This is a genomic window from Sphingomonas bacterium (assembly GCF_028292945.1).
Classification (GTDB): domain Bacteria; phylum Pseudomonadota; class Alphaproteobacteria; order Sphingomonadales; family Sphingomonadaceae; genus Sphingomonas.
On the sequence record NZ_JAQGLJ010000017.1, the window covers coordinates 1 to 26,745 of the forward strand.

A 26,745-nucleotide genomic window follows, 5' to 3' on the forward strand; every position below is an offset into this window, starting at 1 on the left:
GGACGACGCGGCTGCCGACCGCGAACTCCTGGCGCATCTCGTCCTCGAAGGTCGGCATCGTCCTGCCGTCGAGCAGCAGCTTGAGGCTGACCTTCATCGTCTGCGGCGATTTGGTGCGCAGCGTCGCCAGGGTGGTGCGAGCGAATTCGCTGTGGTCCGCCTCCAGCGCGGCGATGACGTCTTCCAGCCGGTCCGACGCAAACAGCCGGTCGATTTCGTCGAGGTTCTCCATCACCACGGCGCCAGGGCCGGTCACGACCTTGCCATCCAACACCTCGCCGATGGCGTCAGGTCGCGCGGCGATCTCCGCCTTCACCTCGAGCAGCGATGCCGACGGGATGTAGTGCGTCGCCAGCCCCAGAAACGTGCATTCCGAGCCATCGAGCCGATGCCCGGTCAGCGCCAGATACTGGCCCATGCGTCCCGGCAATCGCGACAGATACCAGCCCGCGCCGACATCGGGGAACAGGCCGATCCCGGTCTCGGGCATCGCGAACCGCGTGTTTTCCGTCGCGACGCGGTATTTGCACGGCAGCGACAACCCAACGCCGCCGCCCATCGTCACCCCGTCCATGAACGCCACCGTCGGCTTCGCGTAAGTGAACAGCTTGTGGTTGAGCCGATATTCGGTGTGGAAGAACGCGCGCGCCGCGACCCCGTCCGCCGCGCCGGAGTCCGCCAGCATGCGGATGTCGCCGCCCGCGCAGAAGCCTCTTCCTTCGGCATGGTCGATGATGACCGCGCGCACGGAGTCGTCGGTCCGCCACTCCTCCAGCGCCGCCAGCATCGCTTCGCACATCGCGGTGTTGAGCGCGTGGAGCTGCTTGGGACGGTTGAGCCGCAGCCGGGCCATCGCGCCCTGGCGCTCGATCAGGACCTCGCTCATTGCCGCAGCAACTCCCGCCCGACGATCATGCGCATCACCTGATTGGTCCCCTCGAGGATGGAATGCACGCGCAGGTCGCGCCAGAAGCGTTCGATCGGATAGTCGCGCAGATACCCGTAGCCGCCGTGAAGCTGCAGCGCGCGGTCGACGATGGACGAGCCGTTGTCGGTCGCGAGCCGCTTCGCCATCGCCGAAAAGCGCGACTTGTCGGGGCTGTTCGCGGTCACCTTGGCCGCCGCGATGTAGAGCAGCGCGCGCGCCGCCTCCAGGTCGGTCGCCATGTCGGCGAGCGTGAACTGCGTGTTCTGGAAATCCGCGATCGGCTGGCCGAATTGCTGGCGCTCCTTGGTATAGGCGATGCTCTCGTCAAGGCACCGCTGCGCGCCGCCCAGCGAACAGGCGCCGATGTTGAGCCGCCCACCGTCCAGCCCCGCCATGGCGATGCGGAACCCCTCGCCCACCCCGCCGACCGCGTTGGCGACCGGCACGCGGCAGTCCTCGAAGATCACCTGGGCGGTTGGGCTCGCGTTCCAGCCCAGCTTCTTCTCGGGCGCGCCGAACGACAGGCCGGGCGTGCCGTTCTCGACCACCAGGCAGCTGATGCCCTTCGACTTCTCGTCCGATGTCCGCACCATGCAGACATAGAGGTCGTTGTAGCCGGCACCGGAAATGAACTGCTTGGTGCCGTTGAGCACATAATGGTCGCCGTCCAGCACGGCGCGCGTCGTCAGCGCGGCGGCGTCGGAGCCGGAGCCGGGCTCGGTCAGGCAATAGCTGGCGATCTTCGTCATGCCGACCAGATCGGGCAGGAACCGCGCCTTGATCTCCGCCGAGCCGTAGCGCTCGATCATCCACGTCGCCATGTTGTGGATCGAGATGAACGCACTGGTCGCGGGGCAGCCATAAGCCATCGCCTCCATGATCAGCGCCGCCTCCAGCCGCCCCAGGCCGATGCCGCCATTGTCTTCGGCGATATAGATCGCGCCGAAGCCCAGCTCGCCCGCGGCCTTCCATACCTCGACGGGATAGTGGTGCTTCTCATCCCATTCGCCCGCGAATGGCGTGATCCGGTCGGCGGTGAAGCGCCGTGCGAGCTCCTGGATTTCGCGCTGGTCGTCGGTCAGGTCAAACTGGTTCATCGCCGTCGACTGCTCCCGCGGCTGCGACGCGTCAACCGGGACTCAGCGCATCCAGCACAGCACGGATGCGGTCGAGCCGTTCGGCCGGGTCCTCGATCCGCTCGGCCAGCAGCAGCCGGCCGTTCTTCTCGATCAGCCCGGCCGCAACAGCGTCGCCGGCGATGTCCCTGCGCGGGGTGAAGGCGATCGCGGCGGGGCCGGCGTCGATCCGCTCGATCAGCGCCTCGGCGGCGAGGAGACGGACGGCGGCAGCGTCGAGCAGCGTGCGCGCCTCGGGCGGCGGCGAACCGAACCGATCCTCCAGCTCGGCCGTGAACGCATCGAGCGCGCCGGCGTCGGCCACTCGAGCCAGGCGGGCGTACAACGTGATGCGCGTCTCCTCCTCCGGCACCCACTCGGCGGGCCAGCAGCCGACGACGCCCAGGTTCAGCTCCGGCGTCCAGCGGTCGACCGCCTCCCCGCGCGCGACGCGCAGCCCTGCCTCCAGCAGATACTGGTACAGGTCGACGCCGATCAGCTTCATGTGCCCGGCCTGCTGATCGCCGATCAGGTCGCCCGCGCCACGCATGTCGAGATCGCGCGCGGCGATCGCAAACCCGGCGCCCAGCCGGTCGAAAGCCTCCAGCGTCTTCAGCCGTTTGACCGTCGCAGGCGCGATCGGGTGGTCGGGATCGGTCAGCAGCAGCACCTGCCCGCGCCGGCTGCCGCGCCCTACCCGGCCGCGCAGCTGATGGAGCTGAGACAGACCGAAGCGATCCGCACGCCACACGATCATGGTGTTCGCGCGCGGCACGTCCAGCCCCGCCTCGATGATGTTGGTGGCGAGCAGCACGTCGCCTGCCCCGCTCGCGAACGCGACCATTGCGTCGTCGATTTCGCCGACCGGCAGCTTGCCGTGTGCCTCGCCGATGGTCAGTTCGGGCACCAGCTTCTTCAGCCGCGCAGCCATCGGCGCCATGTCCTCGATCCGGCTGACGACGACGAAGCTCTGCCCGCCGCGCCCCTTTTCGCGGCGCAGCGCGGTGCGGACCGTCACCTCGTCCCATTCGGCGATCGCGGTGCGGATCGGCTGGCGGCGCGCGGGCGGGGTGGCGATGATCGACAGCTGTTGCAGCCCGACCAGCGCGGTCTGCAAGGTGCGCGGGATCGGTGTCGCCGACAGCGACAGGACATGCGTCGCGTCGCCGCCGAGCGCGCGCAGCTTGGCCTTGTCGGCCGCGCCGAACCGCTGCTCCTCGTCGATCACGGTCAAAGCGAGGTTCTTGTAAGCGGCGGTGACGACAGCGCCGGTGCCGATCACCACGCCGATCGAGCCGTCCGCCAGCCCCGCCTTGACGCGCTTCTTCTCGGCGGCGTTCGAAAGCCGGGACAGGCCGGCGACCTCGACGCCGGTGCCGGCGAACCGCCTGGCAAACGTGTCGAGATGCTGCCGCACCAGCACGGTGGTGGGCGCGGTGATCGCCACCTGCGCGCCTGCCAACGCGGCGACGGCAGCGGCGCGCAGCGCGACCTCGGTCTTGCCGTAGCCGACATCGCCGATCACCAGCCGATCCATCGGCTTGCCGCTGGCGAGGTCGGCGCGGACGGCGGTGATGGCGCGCGCCTGGTCGGTCGTCTCGGTGAACGCAAAGCCGGCGGCGAAGCGTTCGTACGCGGCAACATCGGGCTCGAGCACAGGAGCCTCGCGCCCGTCGCGCTCGGCGGCAAGGCGGGTCAGCTCCTTCGCGCTCTCCGCGATCGCGGCGTCGATCGCGCCGCGCCGCTTGGCCCAGGACGAGCCGTCGAGCTTGTCGAGCGTCACCGCATCGGCGTCCGCGCCATAGCGCCAGATCCGATCCGCCTCGGCCACCGGCACGAGGCGGCGGTCGTCGCCGGCATAGGTCAGCGCGATCGCGTCACCGTCCGGGAGCGATTCCAGTCCCGCGACCACGCCGATGCCGAAATCCTCGTGTACCACCACGTCGCCGATATGAATCTCGCCGACATGGGCACCGAACGGATCGGCGGCCAGGTCGCCCGTATCGGTCACGGCACGACTTCCGAGCAGATCGGCGGCGGCGATCGCGGTCACCATCTCTCCCCGCCAGCCGGTGTCGACAGGCATGACCAGGCTCAGCAGCGCGCCAGGCGACGCGGCGCGCACGGCGGCCCAGCTGTCGACCGGCTCGATCGACTGCTTCAGCGTTGCCGTGGCGCGCGCGCCGAGGAAGCGAAGATCCCGCTCGCCGCCGACCAGCACGATGCGCTCGCCGGCGTCCAGCAACGGCCTGGCGAAGCGGGCGAACGCACGCGCCGGGTTGCGGCCCTCGACGAAGCGCGGGATCGGCTCGCCTTTGGCCACGGGCACCTCCGTCACGCGGCCCATGAGCGACGCGTTCCAGCTCTTCGCATCCAGCACCGGCTCGCGTCCCCCGGCATCCTTGGCGAGCGCCACGAAACGGTCGCGCCGCTCCTCGACGCCCGGCTCGATCAGCACGATCGCGTCGGGCAGATGATCGAACAGCGACGCGGCCTCGTCGCTGTGCGGCTCGGCCAACCGGCCGACCTCCAGCCGCTCGATCGCTTCGGTGCCCAGCTGCGTGGCGGGGTCGTAGTGGCGGATCGCGGCGACCGTGCCGTCGACGATCTCGAGCCGCGCGGGGCTGCCGGCATCGGCGGGGAAGATGTCGATAGTGCCCCCACGCGCCGCCATCTCGCCCGGCTCGTCGACGCGATCGTCGGCGAAATAGCCGATTTCCAGCAGCATTGCGACGAACTGGTCGGAATCGAGCGCGTCGCCCACCACGACGACCGGCAACGCGACGTCATAGGCGGCGGGGTGCGCCTGCAGACGCGCGGCGGCCTCGGCGGTGGTGACCAGCGCGACGCGTGCGCCCTCCTTGCGCGCAACGAACACGCCGTGCAGCGCCGACACGCGCCGGCCGACATTGGCGGGCGAGGCCGGGCTGGCGTCGCCCGGCAAGGCGTCGCTGGACGGCAGGTGCAGCACGCGCGCGCGCGGGGCCGCTGCGGCCAGCGCGGCGGCCGCCGCCTCGGCACGCTGCTCATCGGCGAGGACGAGGAGGACATCGCCCTGCTCAAGCAAATCGGCCGCACGCGCGGCCACCGCGCCGACCGGCGCGCGTTGGATATTGGTCAATGCAGGAAGCTCCCTCTCGGTCCGGTAACGAGAGGGTGAGCGCCGTGTTCCAACATGCGCTTAGCGACGGTAATCAATGTTATGTCGCTCAACGAAGCGAGATAGCGCCTCCCAAAATCGCGACGATCAGCGACCTGCTTGCGGCCAGCATCGCGCCGAGCCGTACGGTAAGGCGAAGTTCAAGTTCCTTGATTTCCCGACGCAGGCGAAGCTCCGTCTCGCCAAGGTGACCGTCCAGCTTTGACTCGGTTTCCTTCAGATCCCGCTGTTTAACTAGATTGTCGAGCACAACACCGTCGAGCGCGTCCGCCAACTCCTCCGCAACAGCCCGCGCCATCCCAGCCGCCTCCATGCGGCGGACGAAACGTTGCTGTCGAACTGGTGAGTCACGACCATAACGTAAGCGGCACCCAGAGGCCCGTCACCCCATCGTCGGGATGACGAACGCGTCCTGCACCCTGCTCGGACCGCCGTCCTCGCTGCCGCGCGGGAGGGCCGAACCATCAGGCCAGCGCTGCGTCACCGTCTTGGTGCGGGTCCAGAACCTGACCCCTTCCATGCCGTGCTGGTTGGTGTCGCCGAACGCGCTGCGCTTCCAGCCGCCGAAGCTGTGGTACGCCACCGGCACCGGGATCGGCACGTTGATGCCGACCATGCCGACCTCGACCCGCGCCGCGAACTCGCGCGCGGCGTGGCCGTTGCGGGTGAAGATCGCGACGCCGTTGCCATACTGGTGCTCGCTGGGCAGCCGCACCGCGGTCTCGAAGTCGGGCGCGCGGACGATCTGGAGGACGGGGCCGAAGATCTCCTCCTTGTAGCTCTGCATCTGCGGCGTCACGCGATCGAACAGGCTGGGTCCGATGAAGAACCCCTCCTCATGCCCTTGCAAGCTGAAGCCGCGCCCGTCGACGACCAGCTCCGCGCCCTCATCGACGCCCGTCTGGATCCAGTTCTCGACGCGGGTCTTGTGCGCGGCGTTGACCACCGGGCCGTAATGCGCGTCCGCGTCGGTGCTCACCCCGACCCGCAGCGCCGCCATCGCCGGGATCATCTTGTCCCGCAGCGCGTCCGCCGTCTTGTCGCCGACCGGCACCACCACCGGCAGCGCCATGCAGCGCTCGCCCGCGCTCCCGAACGCAGCGCCGGACAAGTCCGCCACCACCTGGTCGAGATCGGCGTCGGGCATGACGATGCCGTGGTTCTTCGCTCCGCCCATCGCCTGCACGCGCTTGCCCGCGTCGACCCCGCGCCGGTAGACATAATGCGCGATGTCCGACGAGCCGACGAAGCTGACCGCCTTGATGTCGGGATGATCGAGGATCGCGTCGACCATCTCCTTGTCGCCATGGACGACCTGCAGAATGCCCTCAGGGGCACCCGCTTCCAGCATCAGTTCGGCGAGGCGCACCGGCACGCTCGGATCACGCTCGGACGGCTTGAGAATGAAAGCGTTGCCGCACGCGATGGCGACACCGAACATCCACATCGGGATCATCGCGGGGAAGTTGAACGGGGTGATCCCCGCGCCGATGCCCAAGGGCGTCCGCATGGAATAGACGTCGATCCCGGGCCCGGCGCCGTGGGTGTATTCACCCTTCAGCACATGGGGGATGCCGCAGGCGAACTCGATCACCTCCAGCCCGCGCTGTATGTCGCCCTTGGAGTCAGCGATCACCTTGCCGTGCTCGGACGACAGCAGGTGGGCGAGCGCGTCCATGTTCGCCTCGACCAGCTCCTTGAACCGGAACATGACGCGGGCGCGGCGCTGCGGGTTGGTCGCCGCCCAGCCGGGCTGCGCCTTGCGCGCGGCGGCAACGGCGATCTCCAGCTCGGCGCTGCCGCCCAGCGTGACGCTCGCCTGCACCTGGCCCGTGTTGGGGTCGAACACGTCGGACCTGCGCGTGCCGCCGCCGGCCCCGCCGACGATCAGATGATCGATTTGCCGCATGAAAACTCTCCTTGCGCGTCCTTTGGCACAGCGAAGCGAGACTGTCAGCGGGCGCTATGGTCTTCCGGCGGGCACCCACAGCGTGCGGCCATCCACCTCCACGGCGGCAACGCGGATGCCGAACACGGCGGCGAGATGATCCGGCGTCAGCACCTGCGCCGCCGGTCCGGCCGCGACGACGCGCCCCCCATCGAGCAGGATCGCGTCGTCGGCCGCGACCTGCGCCTGCAGAAGATCGTGGACCACCACCGCCACCCCCGCCCCGCCGGCCGCATGAGCGCGCAGCCGCTGCACCATGTCGATCTGATTCGCCGGGTCGAGCGCCGCCAGCGGCTCGTCGGCGAGCAGATAACGCGGGCTCCCGGCGAAGACCCGCGCGAGCAGGACGCGCGCGCGCTCCCCCCCCGACAGGGTGGCGACGGGGCGATCGGCGAAAGCGGCGGTGGCGGTCGCCTCCATCGCGTCGGCGACGGCGGTGGCGTTCTCGGCCGGCGAGGACCGGTGCGGATGGCGGCCGAGCGCCACCACCTCGCGCGCGCGCAGGTTCCAGTGAATGGCGGCATCCTGCGGCAGATAACCGATGCACCGCGCTTTCACATGGGGGTCGAGCGAAGTCACCTCGTCGCCACCCATCAGGACGCGGCCCTGCGTCGCAATCAAGCCGCACGCGGCGCGCAGCAGCGTCGACTTGCCCGCGCCGTTCGGGCCGAGGATCGCCGTGACGCGGCCAGGCGCGATCTTCGCGGTGACATCGTCCAGCACGATGGCACCGCCAAGCTTCACCGTAACGCCGACGAAGCTCAGCGCCATGACTGGCCCCCGCCGCGAAGCAGCAGCGCCAGGAAGAACGGCGCGCCGAGCAGCGCCATCGCCACCCCCAGCCGCACCTCGCCCGCACCTGGCGTCAGCCGCACCAGGCTGTCGGCGGCGAGCACGAGCGCCGCGCCGGCCAGCGCCGACGGCAGCAACAGCGCCGCCGGCCGCGCGCCGAACACCGGGCGCAGCAGATGCGGCACGACCAGCCCGACGAACCCGATCACCCCCGTCGCCGCGACGCCCGCGCCGACCACCAGCCCGGTGCCGGCGATCACCAGCAGCTGGACCCGCTCCATCCGCACACCCAGCGAGCGCGCCGCGTCCTCGCCCAGTGCGAGCGCGTCGAGCGAGCGGCCCGTCATGAAGAGCAGCGCCCCACCCACGATCATCGCCGGCGCGGCGCGCGCGAGGTCGGGCCAGCTGCGATCGGTCAGCGCGCCGAGCATCCAGTCGATCACCTCCGCCAGCGCCCATGGGTTCGGCGCGATCGCGATCAGGAACGCGGTCAGCGCCCCCGCGAGGCTCGCCAGCACCGTCCCCGCGAGCACGAACACCACCGGTCCGGCGGCCCGCCAGCTCAGCACCGCCAGCAGCGCCATCGCCGCGCCCGCGCCCGCCATCGCCGCGCCGAACACGCCCGCCTGCCCGCTCCCGAACAGGATCGCGGCCACCGCACCCAATGCTGCGGTCGACGACACGCCGACTACCGCCGGGTCGGCGAGCGGATTGCGCAGGAAGCCCTGCAACACCGCGCCCGACAGCCCCAGCGTGGCTCCGAGCAAGAGGCCGAGCAGCGCGCGCGGCATCCGCAGCTCGACGATGATGCGCGCGAGCGGGTCGCTGCCGAACCAGGCGGTGGGCGGCACCCAGACCTTGCCCGCCCCCAGCGACAACACAAGCAGCAGCGCGACCAGCGCTGTCACTGCCGTCAGCTTGGCTGCACGGCTCACGGCAAACTCGCCCTGATCGCGCGCAGCCGCGCCAGTGCGGGAATGATCGACGGCCCGCCGCAATTGATCAGTTCGCGGGGAAAGCTCGCCTGCGGAACATCAGGCAGCAGCTTGCGCCGCAGGTCGCGGGTCCGGCCGGCTCTGTCGGGCGCGATCACCACCGCCGGCGGGGTGGCCGCGAGCACCTCCACCGGCAGCCGCCCGGTATAGCGCAGACCGTAATCGGCGGCGGCATTGCGGAACCCGGCGCGGCGGAGCAGCTCGTCGAGCAGCGTGCCCGAACCGTTGGCGAGATCGCCGGAGAGGAGGAGAAGGGCGGAAGGAGTGTCTGGCGAGACGCCCTCCCGCTCTTCCTTCCCCGGCGGAAGCCGGGGAAGGGCCGAGGCAACAGCGCGCTCGACTTCCCCTGCCACCCGCTCCCCCCGCTCCCTCTCCCCAACCGCCGCCGCGACCTGGCGCACCTGCGCGACACTCGCCGCCACCGTCACAGGCGAGTCGAGCAGCACCACCCGCAACCCTGCCCGCGTATAAGCCGCCCGCGTCGCCGCCGGAGTGAAGGTCGATGCGAGCACCAACGACGGGCGCAGCGCGATCACCTCCTCCGCTGTGCCCGCCGTCACGCGGAACCGGCTCGCGACGGCCGACGGGATCGATGTCGCCCCTGGATCCTGCGAATAGTGGCTGATGGCGGCGATTCGCGCCGGCTCGACCAGCCGCACGAGCATCGCGTCGGCGCAGGGGTTCACCGAAACGATGCCGCCGCCGCCACGCACCTGCGTGCAGCCGGCGAGCAGGAGGAGGGTGGCGAGTGCCTTCAATCCAGCCTCAGCCGGATGCCGCCATAGGCCGCGCGACCGATGCTGCCATAGCCGGCGGCGGTCTGGTACGCCGCGTCGGCGGCGTTCTCGACGCGGCCATAGAGGCTCAGGCGATCGCCGAGCGGCAGTTCGGCGCGCACGCTCACCAGCGCGTAGCCGTCGAGGCGGACGCTGTTCGCGGCATTGTCGAAGCTGTCGCCGACCAGCGACACCGTGCCCCCGATCCGCAATCCGAACGGAAAACGGTAGTCGGCGTCAACGCTTGCGGTCTCCCCCGGGCGGCGCGCGAGGTCGCGACCCCGGTTCGCGCCCGCCGACCGGTTCTCGGCATTCAGGATCGTCACCTGCCCGCGCAGGGTGAGCGCGTCGGTGGGTTGCAGCGACAGCTCGATCTCGACGCCCTCCGCCCTGGCGCGGGCGATATTGTCGTAGGTCCCGAACGGGCGCCCGACGCAGATCGACCCCGCGGTCGCACGCTCAGCCGCCGAACAGGAGCGAAAGGCGATCTGATTGCGCGTGTCGCGGTGGAAGTAGGTCACTCCCACCGCCGCGCGTCCGTCCAACAGCGTCTGCTGGACGCCGGCATCGAAGCTCCACGCCTCCTCGGGCTGCAGCGTCGCGTTGCCGAACGAGGAGAAGAGCTGGAACAAGGTCGGCGCCTTGAACCCCTCGCCATAGCTCCCGCGCAGCACGGTGCCGCCGCCCAGCGCCAGCGCCGCGTCCGCCCCGGCGGTCACCTGCCCGCCGAAACTGTCGTGATCGTCATATCGCACGCCGCCGGTCACCGTCAGCGCCGCCACCGGCTTGACGATCGCCTGGCCATGGACGCTGGTGACGCCGGTGTCGGCAAAGGTGAAGCCATCATCAAAGCGGCTGTCCTCCCGCTCCGCGCCGACGACCAGGCGCAGGCCGTCGCTCAATCGCGCGTCCGCCTGATATTCGAACCGCTCGGTCCGGCCACGTGCGAGGAAGGAAGGCGTCGCGCTCGCCGCCGTCGCGAAATTGTCGCGGTCGATGTCGGCGATCGTGAACGCGACGCGATTGGCGACCGGGCCGACGCGGACGTTCAGCCCGGCATAGCCGTACAGTTCCTGCGCCGTGGAGCGTTCGGGCGTGTCGCCAAACGCATAGGTCGGTGGCGCGAACCCGTCGATCTGCGTGCGACTGTCGGCATAATAACCGCGCAGGTCGAGGCCGATCCCCTCGGCAATTGCCAGCCCCAGCCGTCCGGTCGCGCCGATCTGGCGATAGCCGTCGCGTTCGAGCCCGTTCGCCGCCGAGGAAATGCCGTCGGTGCGCAGCAGCCCTGCGTTGAGCGAACCCGACAGCGCGCCGGTGCGGCCCGACACGCCGGCAGTGGCATAGAGATGCTCGGCATAACCGCCCTCGATCTGCGCGCGCCCGGTCACATCGCCGTCGCGCAGTCGCGCCGGATCGGCCGTGACGACGTTGACGACGCCGCCGATCGCCTGGCTTCCCCAGGGCACCGAGTTGGGGCCGCGCAGCACCTCCACCCGCTCGACCGACCCGGCCAGCAAGGTGGCGAAGTCGAACCCGCCGCCCGGCGACGACGGATCGTTGACGCGGACGCCGTCGATCACGACCAGCGTCTGCTCCGCCTCCGCGCCGCGCAGCCGCACGGCGGTGAAGCCGCCGATCGCGCCGTTGCGAGTGACCGAAACGCCGGGTGTGGTGGCGAGGATGTCGGACAGCGCCACGGTCTGGCGGCGGTCGAGGTCGGCGCGGGTGACGACGGTGATCGCCTGGCCGGTGTCGGTGCGGTCCTGCTCGACGCGGGTGGCGGTGACGACGACGTCGCGGGGAGAAGTCGGCGTCAGCACGCCCTCGTTATTGCAGGCATCGCCGGGCTGATCGGATGGACAAGGCGGTACGGTCTGCGCGTGAAGCGGTGCGCTCGCAAGCAGCGCCACCCCGGCCAGGGTCGGAGAGGTAAACAGGGAGAAACAGGACACAGCAAAATCCTCAAACGCGAGGCGACCGACGGCCGGACGCCTTTCTGGCGTCGCTCACGCGAGGATTTCCCCTCGTTCGCCCGGCACACCCCGTCCGCGCAAAGGATCGACCGTGACGGGCAGGTCTCCTGGCTCCCGGCTCGAACGCGAACTCTCCACCTTCCCAGGCTTGCGCCCAGTGGCATACGGAGAGCCGCTTGCCGGTCACAGTTGCGGGGGCAGCGCCAGTCTTGGACTGGACTTCCCTTTTCAGCCTCTCGCGAGGCACCTGTCACGCGCGGCCCTGTGGCCTAGCGGGGTCGGTAGCGCAACCCCAGCCACAATGTGCGCGGCGTCGCGCGCTCCACCACACCGGGTCCGCTGATCCCGGCCTCCACGCGCGCGTCGGTGACGTTCTCGCCACGCGCTTCCAGCGCCAGAGCCGCGGTGAGCGGCAGCGCTAGGTATGCGTCGAGCGTCGTCGCGGGCGCCAGCGACCGGCTGTTCCCATCATCCTCGAACTGTGCCGCGACATGACGCACGGTCAGCGCCGCCGTCGTCGCGCCCCGCCGCCAGTCGAGCGTCGCCGAGACCTGATCCACCGGCGTCTGCGCCGGCCGCAGCCCATCCAGCGCCGCCGCCGACCCGGACGCCCGCACCCGCGCCGAGGCATGCGACCAGGACGCGCGCGCGCCGACCGCCCCCAGTCGCCACTCGGCATCGACCTCGAACCCCCGGCTGCGGATCGCGTCGAGGTTCGCCCGGCGACGAAAGGTGCCGGCGACGAAGCCGACCTGCGGGAACAAGCCCGGCCCCTGCCCTGCCGTCACATTGGCGATGGCATCGGTCAGCCGGTTGTCGAAATAGGTCGCCGCCAGCGTCACGCCGCGGCTCGGGACGAATGTAGCACCAGCCTCCCAGCCGTCGACATGCTCGGGCTTCAGCGTAGCGTCCGCTGCCACGGCATCCGCGCCGACGCGAAACGGGCGATACAGCTCGTTGAGCGTCGGCAGGCGCCAGCCGCGATACGCCGCCGCACGCAGCGTCACCGGCGTCACGGGCCGCCACGCGACGCCGGCGCGACCCGTCGCTTCCGTGCCCGTGCGCTCGGGGTAACGGGCATCGGCCAGCGCAACGCCGCCGGCGAGAGCGCGTTCGGACAGGAAGCCGCCGCCGATGCGCCAGCCGTCGAGCCGCCCGCCGGCGGTCAGCGTCAGCGTGCCAAGCTCGACGCTGCCATCGGCGAACAGCCCGGCGGTCAGGTTCTCGCCGCCCGCCACGCGCCGCCGCGTCGGCAGTGCAGCGACGAAGGTGAACAGCTCCTGCGTGCGTCCCTCCACATGCCGCAGATCACCGCCGAGCCGCAGCGCGAACCGCTCGCCCAGCGGTGGCTGCACCTCCACCCGCGCACCCAGCCCGGTCGCCGGCGTGTTGAACTGGTCCAGCGTCTGCGTCGCAGCCGTGCGCGCGGCGTCGATCGCGGCGAAGCTGGAGGAGAACCCGCGCGTCTGCAGATACGCCAGCGCCGACCACCGCCAACGGCCCTGCCCGACCAGCCGCACTGACGCATCCGCACCCTCGCTGCGATTGGCGGTGAACGCCGTGCCACGCTCGCGCCGATCGGTGAACGCGCTGACATTGGCCTGCAGCTCGGTACGGCCGAGCGCCACCACCGCGCGGGCAGCGACCGACCCCTGCTCGTAAGGCGCAGGCCGATCGACCGGGCCACGGTCCTCCGTCACGACCGGAATGAAGCCATCGCCACGCGCATACGCCGCGGACAGGGTCGCGAAGCCGCCCGCTCGCACCAACGCCGCCGAACCCTGCGCATCGAGCGAGCCACGGCTGCCGCCGCTCAAGCGTCCCGTCAGCGCGCCACCCTGGCCCGGCGCGGCGCTGTCGATCTCCACAACCCCCGCCAGCGCACCCGGTCCCGCGACGCCGCTGCCGCCGCCGCGCGTCACACGGATGCGGCCGATCCGGTCGGTGGCATAGGCCGGGAACGCCACCCAGCCGCCGAAGGGGTCCGCCTGGGGTACGCCGTCCAGCACCAGCAGCGCGCGGCTCGATGCGTTGCCGCCCAGCCCGCGCAGCGTGATGCCCTGGCTGGTGGGATTGGCCGAACGCGAGTCGGAGCGGCGGAACTGCTGCAAACCGGCGACATCGGCGAGTACCGACTCCAGCCGGTTCGCGGCATTCACCTCCGGCCGCTCGCGCGGGATCGTGACGATGTCGAACACGCGATCACCCGGCGCGTCGGCCAGGCCCCGGCCGGTGACGACGATGTCGGGGCGCTGCTGGGCCGCGACCGGAGCAGCCAGGAGGAGGAGCAGGTATCGCACCCGCGCGCCCTTCCCGATGCGGCGCGCGCGCGCAACCCTGCCGGCCCGTGCGCGTTCGCCCACGCCGTATCAGGAGACGGTCATTGAGCGTTTTCGGCAACATCTTCGGCAAGAAGCCCGCCGCGGCGGCGCAGGCCGCGCCCGTTGCCAAGCCCGCAGCACCGGCGGCACCTGTCGACGTGGAAGCGGTGCTGGAGCAGATGGCGGCCAGCAAGGGCGGCGGCGGCAGTGCCGAGCAGAACATGGCGCTGAGCAAGGCAGTGTGGAAGAAGCTGGCGGAGAACGGTGGCAAGGTGCCCGCCAGCCTCAAGGATTGAGCCCGGACCAACGCGTTGTACGCACCCGCATAAAGGTATCGCGATCGGCAGGCTTGAACCGGTGGTCGGGCGGGTGGACCTTGGAACCCTCTCCCGCGTGCGAGAGAGGGAGGGTAAACCTGCCAATTGAATCTCGAATATCGTCGGGCCGCTATCTGGCCACCGCGTCGCCGACCCGGACGAAGAAGCCGCACATGTCGGCCACTTCGCGCGGACCCGGGCGGAGCCGGTCGCCCAGCGAATAGCGGCGCAGCGCACGGCCATGCGCTTCCGGCCACCCGGCGGTCATCCAGCGGCCAGCGGTCTCGTCGGGCCGCCTGACCCAGCCGCCGCAATGAAAGAGGCATCCCGCCGATCGCCCGATCGCGCGCAGCCTCGGCGCATCGGCGGCGACATGCCCGCCGCGCAATGGCATGCGACCGAGCTTGTTCGCGGTATTGCGCTGCCGACGGTTGGACGCCGGCTGGATCTCATCCAGCAGATTGCGCAGGAATCCGTCCAGCTCGCGCAGGCAGTTGGCGGTGTAGCGTGCCCGGACGTCGCCGCCCGGCTCGTCCCATGCGCCCCAGCTATCCGACCGATCCGCCCAGAACGACGCCGCGCGTGTCAGCGTCGCCTGTGCCTGATCGACGCTCAATCGGCGACGGCTGCCGCCATCGGGCGCGCGGCGGCCTCGCGCTGGCGGCGCAGCGTGTCGGTGCGCTCGGCGCGGGCGGCCATCGCCTCCCAGGACGATGCCGCACGCTCGCAGCGTTCGCGGACATTGCTCAGCGCGGCGGCATCCGCATTGGCGCGCTCGGCCTCGGCCTGCTTGCGGTAGAACAGGGCGTTGTCGGTCATGAGGCGCTCCTCGCAGGGCAGGCAAGAGTCGCTGCACCAAGAGCCTTAGGCGCTTTACCGTACACCGCAAGCACGCCGGCCGGGTTGCCGGCTATAACCGAACCTCGATCAATACCGGGCCGTCGGCATGCGTCGACCGGACCAGCTGCGCGTGGAAATCCTCGGCCGTGTCGACCGCGACGGCGGGCACGCCCATCGCCCTGGCCATCGCCTGCCAGTCGATCGTGGGGTTGGTCAGGTCGATCATCGACGACGCGCGCGGGCCGGGTGCGCTGCCTGCCCCCATGTTGGCGAATTCGGCCTTCAGGATCGCGTAGCTGTTGTTGGCGAAGATGATCGTGGTGATCGGCAGCTGCTCGCGCGCCTGCGTCCACAGCGCCTGGATCGTGTACATGGCGCTGCCGTCGCCGGTCATGCAGAAGGTCCGCCGATCGGGGCAGGCGAGCGCCGCGCCGGTCGCGACCGGGGGCGAATAGCCGATCGAGCCGCCCATGTTGTTGATCATGTCGTGCGGCGGCGCGCCCGCCATATGGCCCATCGTCTCGCGGCCCGTGGTGAGCGACTCGTCGACGACGATGCAGCCCTCGGGGATCGCCGCCGCCAGCGCGCACGCGATCGCGACGGGGGTGAGCGCGCCGGTCGGCGCCGGCGTGTCGATCCGCTGCTGCACCAGCGGCGCATCGCCCGGCCCAAGCAGATCGAGCAGCATCGCCAAGGCGGCCGTGCTGTCCTCGTCCGCTTCGGCCAGCGGATGGACCTGCGTGCCGGGTGCCTTGAGCAGGCTCGGCTGGTCGGGATAGGAGAAGAACGCGACCGGCTCGGTCGTCTCGACCGTGATCAGGTGCTTGAAGTCCTTGAGGAACGCCAATGCGGGCGCGACGGAGTAGGGAATTCGCTCCAGCGGCGTGCGCCCCGCGCCACGCTCCATGCGCGCGGTGAAGAACTGCGATCCGACCCGGCAGCCCGCCGCGCCCGCCACCCTGCCGGCCAGCGCCAGCGCGGCCCCGCGCGTCGCCTTGTTCGCGAGGATGATGAGCGCCGGCTCGCCCGAGCGCAGCACCCGCGCGACCTGCTCGACGCGCGCCTGATCGGGCGCGCGCATCGCCCGCTGCGGCTTGGGCTGACGCACGATCTCCCCCGCATCGCGCCAGCTCGCATCGCCCGGCAGGATCAGCGTCGCAATGCGGCCGGGATGCTCGTTCGCCTTGGCGACGCCGGCGGCGACGTCGGTGGCCACCGCCTGCGGCCCGTCGATGCGGCGGACCCAATGCGACAAGGGCCGCGCCAGCCCCTCGATGTCGCTCATCAGCGGCGGATCGTAGCGCAGGTGCGCGGCCGAATGCTCGCCGACCACGTTGACCATCCCCGACGACGCGCGCCGGGCGTTGTGAATGTTGGCGAGGCCATTCGCGAGCCCCGGCCCCAGATGCAGCAGCGTCGCGGCCGGCGCGTCCTTCATGCGGTACCAGCCGTCCGCCGCGCCCGTCGCCACGCCCTCGAACAGGCACAGCACCGGCTTGATGCGCGGATTCTCCAGCGCGGCGAGGAAGTGCATCTCCGACGTGCCGGGGTTGGCGAAGCAGATCTCCACCCCCTGATCGGTCAGCGTCTCGACCAGATGTTCCGCGCCGTTCATGCCCGCGCCCGCGCCTGCACGCTACGATCGGCTGATATAGACGGTCTCCACGCACTGTTCGGCCGCGATCGCCAGCCCGGCCGCCTCGGCGGCGGCGTAGCTGGGATAGGGCTCGCTGCCGATCACCGCCATCGACTCCTCGTCGTCGGCCGGATCGCAAGCGCTCAACGCGCTCGTATTGAGCTCGAACGTCCCGTCCGCCTGCTCCTCGACGCTGATGCAGTCGCTCTCCTTGGGCGCGGTTTCGCCGGCCGGCAGCTTGATGATTTCCATAGGTCAGGCCTCCTCGTTCGATGCGTAACGCGCGAGGAGCGTATCAGGTGTCGGCCGCCGCCCGCAACGGGCGGCGGCCGGTATCCTCTTACAGCACGAAGTCCGCCTGGGTCAGCGGCTGGTCGGTCGTAGTGAACACGTCGATTGCCATGTCGGCCACCCCATTGCCATCGACATCGACCTCCACCTGCCACTCGCGTGTGGCAATCTGCGTGGCGCGGACCTGACCGGTGCCGTTGCCGGTGAAGATTCCGTCGGTCACGAAGGTAAAGGGCTGGTCGCCGGCCATGAGGGCGTCGGCATCGATACGGCTCAGGTCGATCAGGTCGTCGAGGTCGAAGTCGTTGAGGCTGTCGCGGCCGCCGCTCGCGACCGTCGACTCCGCCGCCGACTGGTAGCGGAACGTATCCGCCCCGGCGCCGCCGCCCAGGCCGTCCCGGCCGATGCCGCCGAAGATCAGGTCGTTGCCAGCGCCACCCCCCAGCGAGTCGTTTTCAGCGCCACCGAACAGCCGGAACGCGCCGTCCGTTTCCGCCGCGCCGTTGAAGTCCAGCCTTTCGCCCACCACCAGCGAAGCGCCGTTGACTGTCAACACCTGCCCGGCCGCGACGTTGCCGTCGGCGCTGGTGATATCGTAGCTGTACCGCTCGCCGCCGGCAAAGAAGCGCGTGTCCGCCGCGCTCATCAACGTCAGCGTCTCGATGCTGGTGAAGGTGTTGGTCTCCAGCGTCTCGGTGTAATCGCCCCGCAACACCACGATGTCGTTGCCGCCACCGCCGTCGAACCGATCGCCGGCATTGTAGCGCCCGTCGGCCAGGAAGAAGACGTCGGCCACCGCCCCGCCGGTCAGCACATCCGTACCTAACCCGCCATAGATCAGGAACCTGCCGTCGCTCTCCGCCGCGCCGTTGAAGGTCAGGCTCTCACCCGCCAGCAGCTGTGCTGCGTTGACGATCAGCCGCACGCCGCCTGCGACGTTCGCGTCCACCGTCGTCACCGCATAGCTGTTGGACGCCGACGTCGCCCCGAAGCGGAGGTCGTCGCCCGCCAGGAACGACAGCGTCTCGACGTTGACCAGGTTATCCGCGCCAAGCGTCAGCGGCGAGAAGCCGCCCTGCACCGCCACCACGTCCGCGCCAGCACCCCCATCGACCCGATCCGCCGCCGTCAGCCCCGTGCCGAAGTAGAAGGCGTCGTTGCCGGTGCCGCCGACTGCCGTGTCGTCGCCGCCGCCTTCCAGCCGCAGGAAGTCGTCACCCTCGCCGCCATCGACCGTGTCGTTGCCCGAGCCTGCGAAGAGCAGGTCGTTGCCCACCAGCCCGGTGATCGTGTCGTCCCCGGTAAAGCCGTAGAGCGTATCGTTGCCCGCCGTGCCGGTGCGCGTGTCGTTGGCGTCCAGCAGCGGCTGGGAAATCACTCCGGTGCCCTGCAGGAACGTGACCGCGAAGGGTATCGTCAATCCGGCATCGTCGTCGACGTTGATCTCGTTCAACGCTTCCCGCTGCGTCAGCCCGAATTCGCTGACCGCCAGCACATAGTCGCCTACCGGCAGGTCGAGCGTCAGGAGCGAGTCCTGACCCGTCGGGCCGATCCCGCCGTCGTCGTCGGTGGCGACCGGCACGCCCGCCGCCGTGAGCAGCCGGATCTGGCTGTCGCTACCCAGGTCGGTCGTACCGGTCGACCCGCGATTGCCGGCGTTGATGGTGATCGTGCCCGCCGTGGTCACGCTGAAGCTGACATAGGCGACGCGCAACGCGCCCGGCCCGGCCTGCTGATAGGTGCCGCTGGCGCCGAGCATGCTGCCGTCGGCGGCGGTCGTCGTGCCGTCGAACTCGAGCAGCTCGATACCCGTCAGCGTGTCGGTGCCCTCGTCGCCGTTCGCGGCGTCGATGTCGACAACCGTGATCGTGCCGTCCCCGTTGCGCGTGACGGTGTAACCGCCGGCGTCGCCGGTGAACACGGCGGTGTCGATCCCCTCGCCACCGTCGATCACGTCGTCACCGTGGTTGCCGGTGATGCGATCGGTGTCCGTGCCAGTGTCGATCACATCGTTGCCCGCGCCGCCGGTCACGCGGTCACTGCCGGCGCCGGTGCTGATCACGTCGTCACCGGCGACGCCGTCGACGAAGTCGTCGCCGATGCCGGTCGTGACCTGCAGGCGGTCGATGCCGGTGAAACCGAGCCTGAGCGTGCCGCCCGGGATGTTGCTGAAGCCGCTCGTGCCATCGGCGTCCGCGCCGGAGATGAAGATGAGCGCCTGCTCCGTCAGCTGGCTGTAATCCAGGATCAACAGATCGTCGCCGGCGCCACCGTTCGCGAAGTCGACCGCGGTGTTCGCGCCGGTGGTGCCGCTCGCGACCAGCAGCGTGTCGTTGCCCACGCCGCCGTTGACGCTGTCGCCGCCCGCGCCGCCGACCAGGAAGTCGTCGCCATCACCGCCGGTGATCCTGTCGTCGCCCATGCCGCCGTTGATATAATAGGGTCGCGCCGGGTCCAGCGCGGTCAACGTGTCCGCGCCCAGCGTGCCGAGCACGACCACCCCGAACAGGTTGCCGCGCTCTGCCCCGCCGGTGTCGCGGACGTCGAAGGTCTGGCCCGCGGCGGCGACGAAGGTGATGCCCTCGTCATCGTAACGGCTTTCGAACCCGATCAGCCCGCCGCCGGGACCCTGCCGCTGCAGGCGCACATTATTCAGTCCATCGCCATTGGGCGTGCTGGTGTCGAGCGCGTTGCCGTTGCCGACGCCGGTGCTGGTAAAGGTAAGGCGCACCGGCCGGATCGGGGCGGTCGTGAGAGTCACGTTGACCACGTCCGCGCCGTCGCCCAGGTCGACGGTGTCCCCGCCGTCGGTGGCGGCGTTGACATTGACCGTGTCGTTGCCCGCGCCGCCGTTCAGCGTGTCGTTACCGACCCCGCCGTTCAGCGTGTCGTCGCCGGCACCCCCGGTGAGCGTGTCGTTGCCTGCCCCGGTGCTGATGGTGTCGTTGCCGCCATGGGTGGTGATGATGTCGTCGCCACTGCCGGTGGTGATGTCGATACGCTCGATCGAGGTGAAGGCGACCGAGTTGGCGTCCTCGTCCCAATAGCCGGCGTCGAAGCCCAAGCGTGCCGCATCGGGGTTGTCGACGATCCGCGTCGTCGCGGCCGAGAAGTCGGCCACCAGCGTGTCGGTGCCCTCCCCGCCATTGGCCGGATCGTTGCCCTGGCCGTCGTAGCGCAGCGTGTCGTCGCCATCACCGCCGTTCAGCGTGTCATCGCCCGCCCCGCCGCTGAGCGTATCGTTCCCCGCCAGCGCGTTGATCGTGTCGTCGCCGATGCCGCCGTTCAGCGTGTCGTCGCCCGCCGTGCCCGTCAGCGTATCGTCGCTGTCGACGCCGGTGATCGTCACCGCGACGTTCGTGGCGCTACCGCCGGTGCGGGTGTAGGTGAAGCTGTCGCTCGCCGGCGTGTTCGACGCGCCCGATCCGACCGCCGGCGTCGCGTTGAACGCGCCATTGGGGTTGTAGGTGACCGTGCCGTCGCCGTTGTTGGTCGCGGTCGCACCCGACGTGAGCAGGATCGCGGTACCGACCGGCGCATCCTGCCCGTCGATCTGCGTGATCGGGGAATCGCCGTCGGGGTCGTTGTCGTTGGCGAAGACGTCGATGACGACGGCCGCGTTCTCTGGCGTGGTCGCGGTGTCGTCCACCGCCGTCGCCGAGTCGTTCTGCGCGGTGACGTTGACCACCAGTGGCTGACCGGCAACCGCCGTGTTCTCGAACGACCGCAAACGCCCGGTGCCGGTCGTTTCGCTGTCGTACTGGCCGATGACTGCATCCAGGTCGCCGTCGCCGTCCAGATCGACGAAGTCGGCGGTCTTGTAGCGGCCCGGGGTCGTGGCATCGAACGGATTGTCGCTACCGGTCAATGCGGTGAAAGCCTGGTTCGCGCCGTTGTTGCGGAACGCGAGCAGCGGCTGAGCTTTCTGGCCGACCAGGGCATCGAGATCGCCGTCGCCGTCCAGATCGAAGAAGCGCGGATTGGCGGCACCTCCCACCACGAGCCCGTCGAAAGGATTGGCCGTACCGGTGATCGCCGTGAAGGCTTGCCCAGCGCCATTGTTGCGGAACGCCAGCAGGCGACCACTGGTATACTCCCCAACCACGGCATCCAGGTCACCGTCGCCATCAAGATCGACAAAGCCGACCGACGAATAGCCGCCGACGTCGATGCCGTTGAAGGGATTGGCGGTCGTCGTCAGCTCGGTGAATGCGTTAGAGCCGTTCTCGTTACGGAACGAACGCAGCATACCGGTGCTGCCGCCGACCACGACGTCCTGATCGCCGTCACCGTCCAGATCGACCAGCGCGGGGGCCGCGAAATTTCCGACATCGACGCCGTTGAACGGGTTGGTTGCGTCGGTCAGTTCCACGAAGGGCGTGGTTCCGCCGTCATTGCGTAGAAAGCTTAATGTGCCGTCGACTCGGCCGACCAGAGCATCGAGATCGCCATCGGCGTCGAGATCGATGAACACGGGCTTTGGTACGATATCGACGAAGTTCGCGAAGCGATTGGCCGTGCCGGTCTGCTCCGTGAACGAGGGGGCGACGTCGCGCAGGCTGTCTCCCGCCGCGTCGATCACCTCGATCGCCAGCGTGCGCGTCGCGGTCGGCGTGTTGCTGGCGTTGGCATAGGTCAGGTTCTGGATCAGCGCATCGACCGCGACCGAGGTCGCGTTCGCGTTGAAGGTGACGGTCAGCGGCATGCCGCCCGTGCCGCCCGCGACTGTCCCGATCAGGACGTTGGCGTAGCTGACGTTCGCGCCCGACACGCCGATCTGACCGCCGCCCGTGCCCTGGTTGCGGATCGCGGCGACATCCTCGGCGAGCAGCCCGGACAGCGTCAGCGTGCCACCGTTGAAATTGCTCTCCGCATCCGTGAACGCCACATCGGAGTCGAGCAGCTGCGGCGCACCGTTGACCTGGTCTTCGGTGAAGGTGACGAGCGCGTCGAGGCCGGTGAGCGTGGGAATGTCGTTTACTCCGGTGATGGTGAAGCTGGCGCGGCCCGTGTCGCTGCCGCCCTGGCCGTCGATGAGCGTGTAGTCGAACGACGCCGGGCCGTTGAAATCGGCGGTCGGGGTGAAGGTGATGATGGTGCCGCTCAGCGACACCGTGCCGCCGGTCACCGCGGTGACGCCGGTGATGCTCGGCGTACCGCCATCGGCATCGGAGTCGTTGCCAAGCAACTCGGACGTCTGGATGGTGCGCGTCGTGTCCTCGATGGACGCGGCCAGCGCATCGTCCCCTGCAACCGGCGCGTCGTTCTGCGCCGTGACGTTGACGACCAGCGTCTGCGCGGGGCGGCCGGTGTTCTCCAGATAGGTCAGCGCATTGGCGAAGCCGCCACCGGCGATCGCGTCGAGGTCCCCATCGCCGTCGACGTCGCTGAACGCCACCGCGTTGCGCGCGCCGATCTGAGTGGCGAAGGCCGCGAAGGGATTGCTCGCGCCGATCTCCTCACGAAAGCTCGGTGCCGTGCCGGTGCCGACATTGCGGAAGAAGCGCAGGCCGCTGTTGTTCTGGCCCGACACCATATCCATGTCGCCGTCGCCGTCGACATCGGTGAAGCTGGGCGTACCGTAGACCCCGGTCGACACGCCGTTCAACGGATTGGCCGCGCCGGTCAGCTCGGTAAAGGCGAGCGAGCCGTTCTCGTTGCGGAATGACCGGAACAACCCCTCATTGTTGCCGATCACCGCGTCGAGATCGCCGTCGCCGTCGAGATCGACGAAGTCGGGCGCCGCCCTGAACACGCTGAACCCGCTGAACGGATTGTTCGCACCCGTCAGCTCGGCGAAGACCGGCGCGGCGCCGGCCGCGGCGGTGTTCTGGAATGAGCGGATCGCGCCGCTGTCCCCCTGCCCCACCACCAGATCGAGGTCGCCGTCATCGTCGAGGTCGACGAAATTGGGAAAGCCGCGGTTCTGATTGCCGAACACGGCGAACGGATTGTCCGTGCCGGTCAGCTCGGTGTAGGTCGCGACGCCGTCGTCGTTGCGGAATGCCTTCAGCACCCCGCCGCTCTGGCCCGAGACGAAGTCGAGATCGCCGTCGCCATCGAGGTCGGCGAACGCCGGCCTGCTGTAGCGCCCCGCGTCCAACCCGTTGAACGGGTTAGCCGTGCCGGTCCGGACGGCATAGACCGTGTCGCCGACGGTGGTCAGGTCCGCGCCCGCCGCGTCGGTGACGTTGACCGTCAGCGTGCGCGTCGCGGTCGGCGTGTTGCTGGCATTGGCATAGGTCAGGTTCTGGAGCAGCGCATCCACCGCCGCGCTGGTCGCGGCGGTGTTGAGCGTGACTTCGAGCGGTGTACCCGCCGTCCCGCCCGCGACGGTGCCGATGGACACGCCGCCAAAGCTGACATCCGCGCCGCTGACGCCGATCAGGCCGGAGGTGGAACCCTGGTTGCGGATCGCCAGCACGTCCTCGGCGATCGCGCCGGAGACACGAACAGCGCCGCCGCCCAGATTGACGTCGCCATCGACGAACGTGACGGCGGCGTCGAGGACCACCGGACCGGCGTTGACCGCACTCTCGGTGAACGTCACCGGGCTGGTCAGGTCGGCCATCGTCGGCGCGTCGTTGATCGTCGTGACGTTGACCGTCGCGGTCACGGCCGTGCTGGTCCCGCCGGCGCCGTCGGTCAGGACATAGCTGACCGTACGCGGCGCGGTGGCGGGATTTTCCGACACGCTGAAGAACCCGATCGCCTGCAGCACCAACTGAACACGCGCGGGCGTGGCCTGTGTATTGAAGGTTACGACAAGGGGGCTCGTGCCGCTGGTCCCGCCGGTATAGGTTCCGGCGACCTGCTGGTTGATGAACAGGTTGCCGTTCTCGATGCCGACGGTCGGCCGGCCTTGGTTGACGATCGCGATCCGGTCATCGGCGGTGCCGCCGGCGGTAAACCTGACCGTCAGCGTGCCGCCACTGAAATTCGCGGAATCGTCGACCACCGTGGCACCCGGTGCGATCCGCGTGACCGCCACATTCTCGGTATAGGTCAGCGTCGCATCGGTGCCCGCCGCCGCGCCGTTCAGGTCGACCACCGGCGCGTCGTTCTCTGCGGTGACGTTGACGACCAGCGGCACGCCGGTGTTGTTGGTGAACGCGCGAAAACTACTGCCCGAGCCGATCACGACGTCGAGATCACCATCCCCGTCGAGGTCGGCGAGACCCGGCGACGGCCGCGAGAAGGTAACCCCGTTGAACGGATTGGCCGCGCCCGTCAGCTGCGTGAACGTCTGGCCCACGCCATTATTGCGCAAGGCCGACACAAGGCCGCTGCTGGTCCCGACGATCGCGTCGAGATCTCCGTCACCGTCCAGATCGATGAAATCGACCGACGACTGCGCAGCAGCAATAAAGCCGTTGAACGGATTGGCCGTGCCCGTCAGTTCGGTGACCGGGACGTTATTGCCGTTGTTCTGAAACGCTCGCAGGTTGCCGCCGTAGACAGACGCGATCGCCAGATCGAGATCGCCGTCACCGTCGAAATCAACAAGCCCCGGCCCCGACAGCCGGGTGTCGATGATCGCGCCGAAAATGTTGGCTGACCCGGTCAGCGCGGTGAAAGCGGCACCGGCTCCGTTGTTGCGATAGGCGAGGATCGGAGAACCACTGTTGTTCGTGCTGATCAGGTCCAGGTCACCGTCCCCGTCAAGGTCGATAAACGCAGGGCGCGAATAGCTCCCGACATCCAGGCCATTGAACGGATTGGCCGCGCCGGTCAGCGCGGTGAAAGCCTGTCCGGCACCGTTGTTGCGATAGGCCAGGAACGTGCCGTTAACATCGCCGATCACCGCATCGCGGTCGCCATCGCCGTCGAGATCGATAAAGCGCGGCGACGGCAAAGCGCCTACGGTGATGCCCGCGAACGGGTTCGTTGCACCGGTCAGCTCGGTGAAGATCGACGGCCCGCCGATAAAGCCGCCGCCGTCGGTAATCTGGAGCAGCAGCGTCCGGCTGGCGGTCGGATTGTCGCTGACGTTGGCATAGGTCAGGTTCTGGATCAGCGCGTCGACCGCCGCCGTGCTCGCGCTGGCGTTCAGCGCAACGCTCAGCGTCGTGCCCACCCCGCCGCTGACGGTACCGAACGTGACGCCGCCATAGGTCACGTCCGTGCCGCTGACGCCGATCTCTCCCGCGCCCACGCCTTGGTTGTTGATCGCGACGCGGTCCTCGGCGAGCAGGCCGAACACGGTGAACGTCTCGCCCGCGAAATTGCCGCTGTTGTCGCCGAACACCACGTCCGCGTCGAGCAGCTGCGGGGTTGCGTTGACGAGGTTCTCGCCGAACGTGACGGGCGAGTTCAGCCCGGTCAGCGTCGGCGCGGTGTCGACCTCGAAGCGCTGGAAGCTGATGTCGAAGGCGCCCTCGGAGCTGTCGACGAACACAATCGTATGATTGCCGGCGGCGTCGGCGGAGATGGCGGGGTTATTCTGCGCTGACAAGGTTGTGGTGTTGACCAGCTGCTCCGCGCCACCGACGCCGCTGGCGTCGAAGGTGCGCGAGCGGATCGCGGTGCCGGTGGCATCGCCGCCGGTCTGGCTGTTATCGCTCCATGTCGCGACGAAGCCACCGTCCGCGAGGCGCGCCAGCGCGACCTCGCCCTGAGAACTGCTGGTCGTCGAATTGACCAGGAACTCCGTGCCGATCGGCACGCCCGCCGCCGAGACGATCTGCGCCTTGATCGACGTGCTGCTGGTGTCGCCGCCGGTGGCGCTGGAATCGGTCCAGGAGACGACGAAATCACCATTCGCGAGCTCGGTCACCGCGGGAAATTCCTGCGTGCCTGCGGTCGAGGTGACCAGGATTTCGCCGCCGACCTTCGCTCCGTCAAGGTCGTAACGCTGCGCGCGAATGTCGGCACCCTGCCCCGCCGCGCCGCTGGAATCCTCGAACACCACGACATAGCCGGTGCCGAGCGTCGTGATGGCGGGGCGATGCTGAAAGCCGACTGCGGTGGTATTGACCTGGTTCTCTGCGCTCGCGGGCGAACCGTCGGCGTTGAACACGCGCGTGCGGATCGCCGACAACGTCGCGCCGGCCCCTGTTTCGGAGCCGCCATTGTCAGCCCATGTCACCGCGAAGCGCCCGCCGGCAATCCCCACGATCGCAGGTTGATCCTGCCCCCCGGCGTTCTGCGGCAGTGCTGGGTCGTTGACGGCAATGTCGGCGGGAGTGGTCGCCACCCCGTTGGCGTCGAAGACGCGCGCGCGGATGTCTCCGCCCGTCGTGGAGTCGTCGCGCCACACCGCGACGAAGCCGCCACCCGCGAGGGCGCTGACGTCGACCAGAACCTGGTCGCCCGCGACAACCGTGTTGATGCGGAATTCGGCACCGAAGGCTGTGCCGTCGGCGTTGAAGACGCGACCGATGACATCGGTGTTGACCGTCGTCGCGGAAAAGACGGATTGCCATGTAACGACATACCTGCCGTCGGTCAGATAGGTGACCCGCGGTGCGGAGTGATTGCCCGTCACCGCGCCGTTTGCGTCCGTCTCGGTACCCGCGCGCTCGTAGGTCGTCAGCATGCCCGTATCCTCGCCACGGCCGAACGGCGGCGCCCATGCGCCGCCGCCAGCAATTGTTCCTCAGGCGATGCTTGCGACCCCGCCCCGCGCGCGGTCTCCAGCGCGGGCCGGC

Annotated in this window: 16 protein-coding genes and 1 riboswitch; of the genes, 1 reads left to right on the forward strand and 15 read right to left on the reverse strand. The window is 69.4% G+C overall.

What is annotated here, in order from left to right:
* The 10 genes from JWN21_RS02200 to JWN21_RS02245 form a co-directional block, all read right to left on the reverse strand.
* Positions 1-886 (reverse strand): enoyl-CoA hydratase/isomerase family protein (locus JWN21_RS02200; RefSeq protein ID WP_299645769.1); only part of this gene is annotated, 886 nt, incomplete at its 3' end.
* Positions 883-2,025, reverse strand: a complete 1,143-nt coding sequence (locus JWN21_RS02205) for an acyl-CoA dehydrogenase family protein (RefSeq protein ID WP_299645770.1) — start codon at positions 2,023-2,025, stop codon at positions 883-885. The genes JWN21_RS02200 and JWN21_RS02205, both read right to left, overlap by 4 nt.
* A 31-nt stretch (positions 2,026-2,056) precedes the next feature.
* Entirely contained in the window at positions 2,057-5,164 is a 3,108-nt protein-coding gene (locus JWN21_RS02210; RefSeq protein WP_299645771.1) for a DEAD/DEAH box helicase, read from the reverse strand.
* A gap of 88 nt (positions 5,165-5,252) precedes the next feature.
* Positions 5,253-5,501, reverse strand: coding sequence for a hypothetical protein (locus tag JWN21_RS02215; RefSeq protein ID WP_299645772.1), 249 nt, complete (start codon positions 5,499-5,501; stop codon positions 5,253-5,255).
* Between the two features lie 84 nt (positions 5,502-5,585).
* Positions 5,586-7,112, reverse strand: a complete 1,527-nt coding sequence (locus JWN21_RS02220) for a CoA-acylating methylmalonate-semialdehyde dehydrogenase (protein WP_299645773.1) — start codon at positions 7,110-7,112, stop codon at positions 5,586-5,588.
* Between the two features lie 54 nt (positions 7,113-7,166).
* The gene (locus tag JWN21_RS02225) at positions 7,167-7,922 is read right to left on the reverse strand and encodes an ABC transporter ATP-binding protein (RefSeq protein ID WP_299645774.1); all 756 of its coding nucleotides are present in this window, start codon (positions 7,920-7,922) and stop codon (positions 7,167-7,169) included.
* On the reverse strand, positions 7,913-8,878 hold the full coding sequence (locus JWN21_RS02230; RefSeq protein ID WP_299645776.1) for an iron ABC transporter permease: 966 nt from the start codon (positions 8,876-8,878) through the stop codon (positions 7,913-7,915). The genes JWN21_RS02225 and JWN21_RS02230 overlap by 10 nt, the downstream gene beginning before the upstream one ends.
* Entirely contained in the window at positions 8,875-9,696 is an 822-nt protein-coding gene (locus tag JWN21_RS02235; RefSeq protein ID WP_299645778.1) for an ABC transporter substrate-binding protein, read from the reverse strand. The genes JWN21_RS02230 and JWN21_RS02235 overlap by 4 nt, the downstream gene beginning before the upstream one ends.
* Positions 9,693-11,669: a TonB-dependent siderophore receptor gene (locus JWN21_RS02240; RefSeq protein WP_299645781.1), complete on the reverse strand. Its 1,977-nt coding sequence runs from the start codon at positions 11,667-11,669 to the stop codon at positions 9,693-9,695. Before JWN21_RS02240 ends, JWN21_RS02235 begins: the two co-directional genes overlap by 4 nt.
* A 100-nt stretch (positions 11,670-11,769) precedes the next feature.
* Positions 11,770-11,956, reverse strand: a riboswitch (cobalamin riboswitch).
* Positions 11,957-11,959: 3 nt separating this feature from the next.
* On the reverse strand, positions 11,960-13,990 hold the full coding sequence (locus tag JWN21_RS02245) for a TonB-dependent receptor (RefSeq protein ID WP_299645844.1): 2,031 nt from the start codon (positions 13,988-13,990) through the stop codon (positions 11,960-11,962).
* Positions 13,991-14,073: 83 nt separating this feature from the next.
* On the opposite strand from JWN21_RS02245, the gene JWN21_RS02250 reads away from it, so the two are divergent.
* A complete protein-coding gene (locus JWN21_RS02250) occupies positions 14,074-14,307 on the forward strand; it encodes a hypothetical protein (RefSeq protein WP_367182898.1) in 234 nt (77 codons plus the stop codon).
* 151 nt (positions 14,308-14,458) lie between these two features.
* Here JWN21_RS02250 and JWN21_RS02255 read toward each other — a convergent pair whose 3' ends face one another.
* The 5 genes from JWN21_RS02255 to JWN21_RS02275 all read right to left on the reverse strand — a co-directional run bounded on the left by JWN21_RS02255 (position 14,459) and on the right by JWN21_RS02275 (position 26,633).
* On the reverse strand, positions 14,459-14,944 hold the full coding sequence (locus JWN21_RS02255) for a hypothetical protein (RefSeq protein WP_299645783.1): 486 nt from the start codon (positions 14,942-14,944) through the stop codon (positions 14,459-14,461).
* Entirely contained in the window at positions 14,941-15,147 is a 207-nt protein-coding gene (locus JWN21_RS02260) for a hypothetical protein (RefSeq protein ID WP_299645785.1), read from the reverse strand. The genes JWN21_RS02255 and JWN21_RS02260 overlap by 4 nt, the downstream gene beginning before the upstream one ends.
* A 91-nt stretch (positions 15,148-15,238) precedes the next feature.
* Positions 15,239-16,783, reverse strand: coding sequence for an acetolactate synthase large subunit (locus tag JWN21_RS02265; protein WP_299645787.1), 1,545 nt, complete (start codon positions 16,781-16,783; stop codon positions 15,239-15,241).
* A 21-nt stretch (positions 16,784-16,804) separates the two neighbouring features.
* On the reverse strand, positions 16,805-17,056 hold the full coding sequence (locus tag JWN21_RS02270) for a hypothetical protein (RefSeq protein WP_299645789.1): 252 nt from the start codon (positions 17,054-17,056) through the stop codon (positions 16,805-16,807).
* An 88-nt stretch (positions 17,057-17,144) separates the two neighbouring features.
* Positions 17,145-26,633: an FG-GAP-like repeat-containing protein gene (locus tag JWN21_RS02275; RefSeq protein ID WP_299645791.1), complete on the reverse strand. Its 9,489-nt coding sequence runs from the start codon at positions 26,631-26,633 to the stop codon at positions 17,145-17,147.
* Between the last annotated feature and the right edge of the window lie 112 nt (positions 26,634-26,745).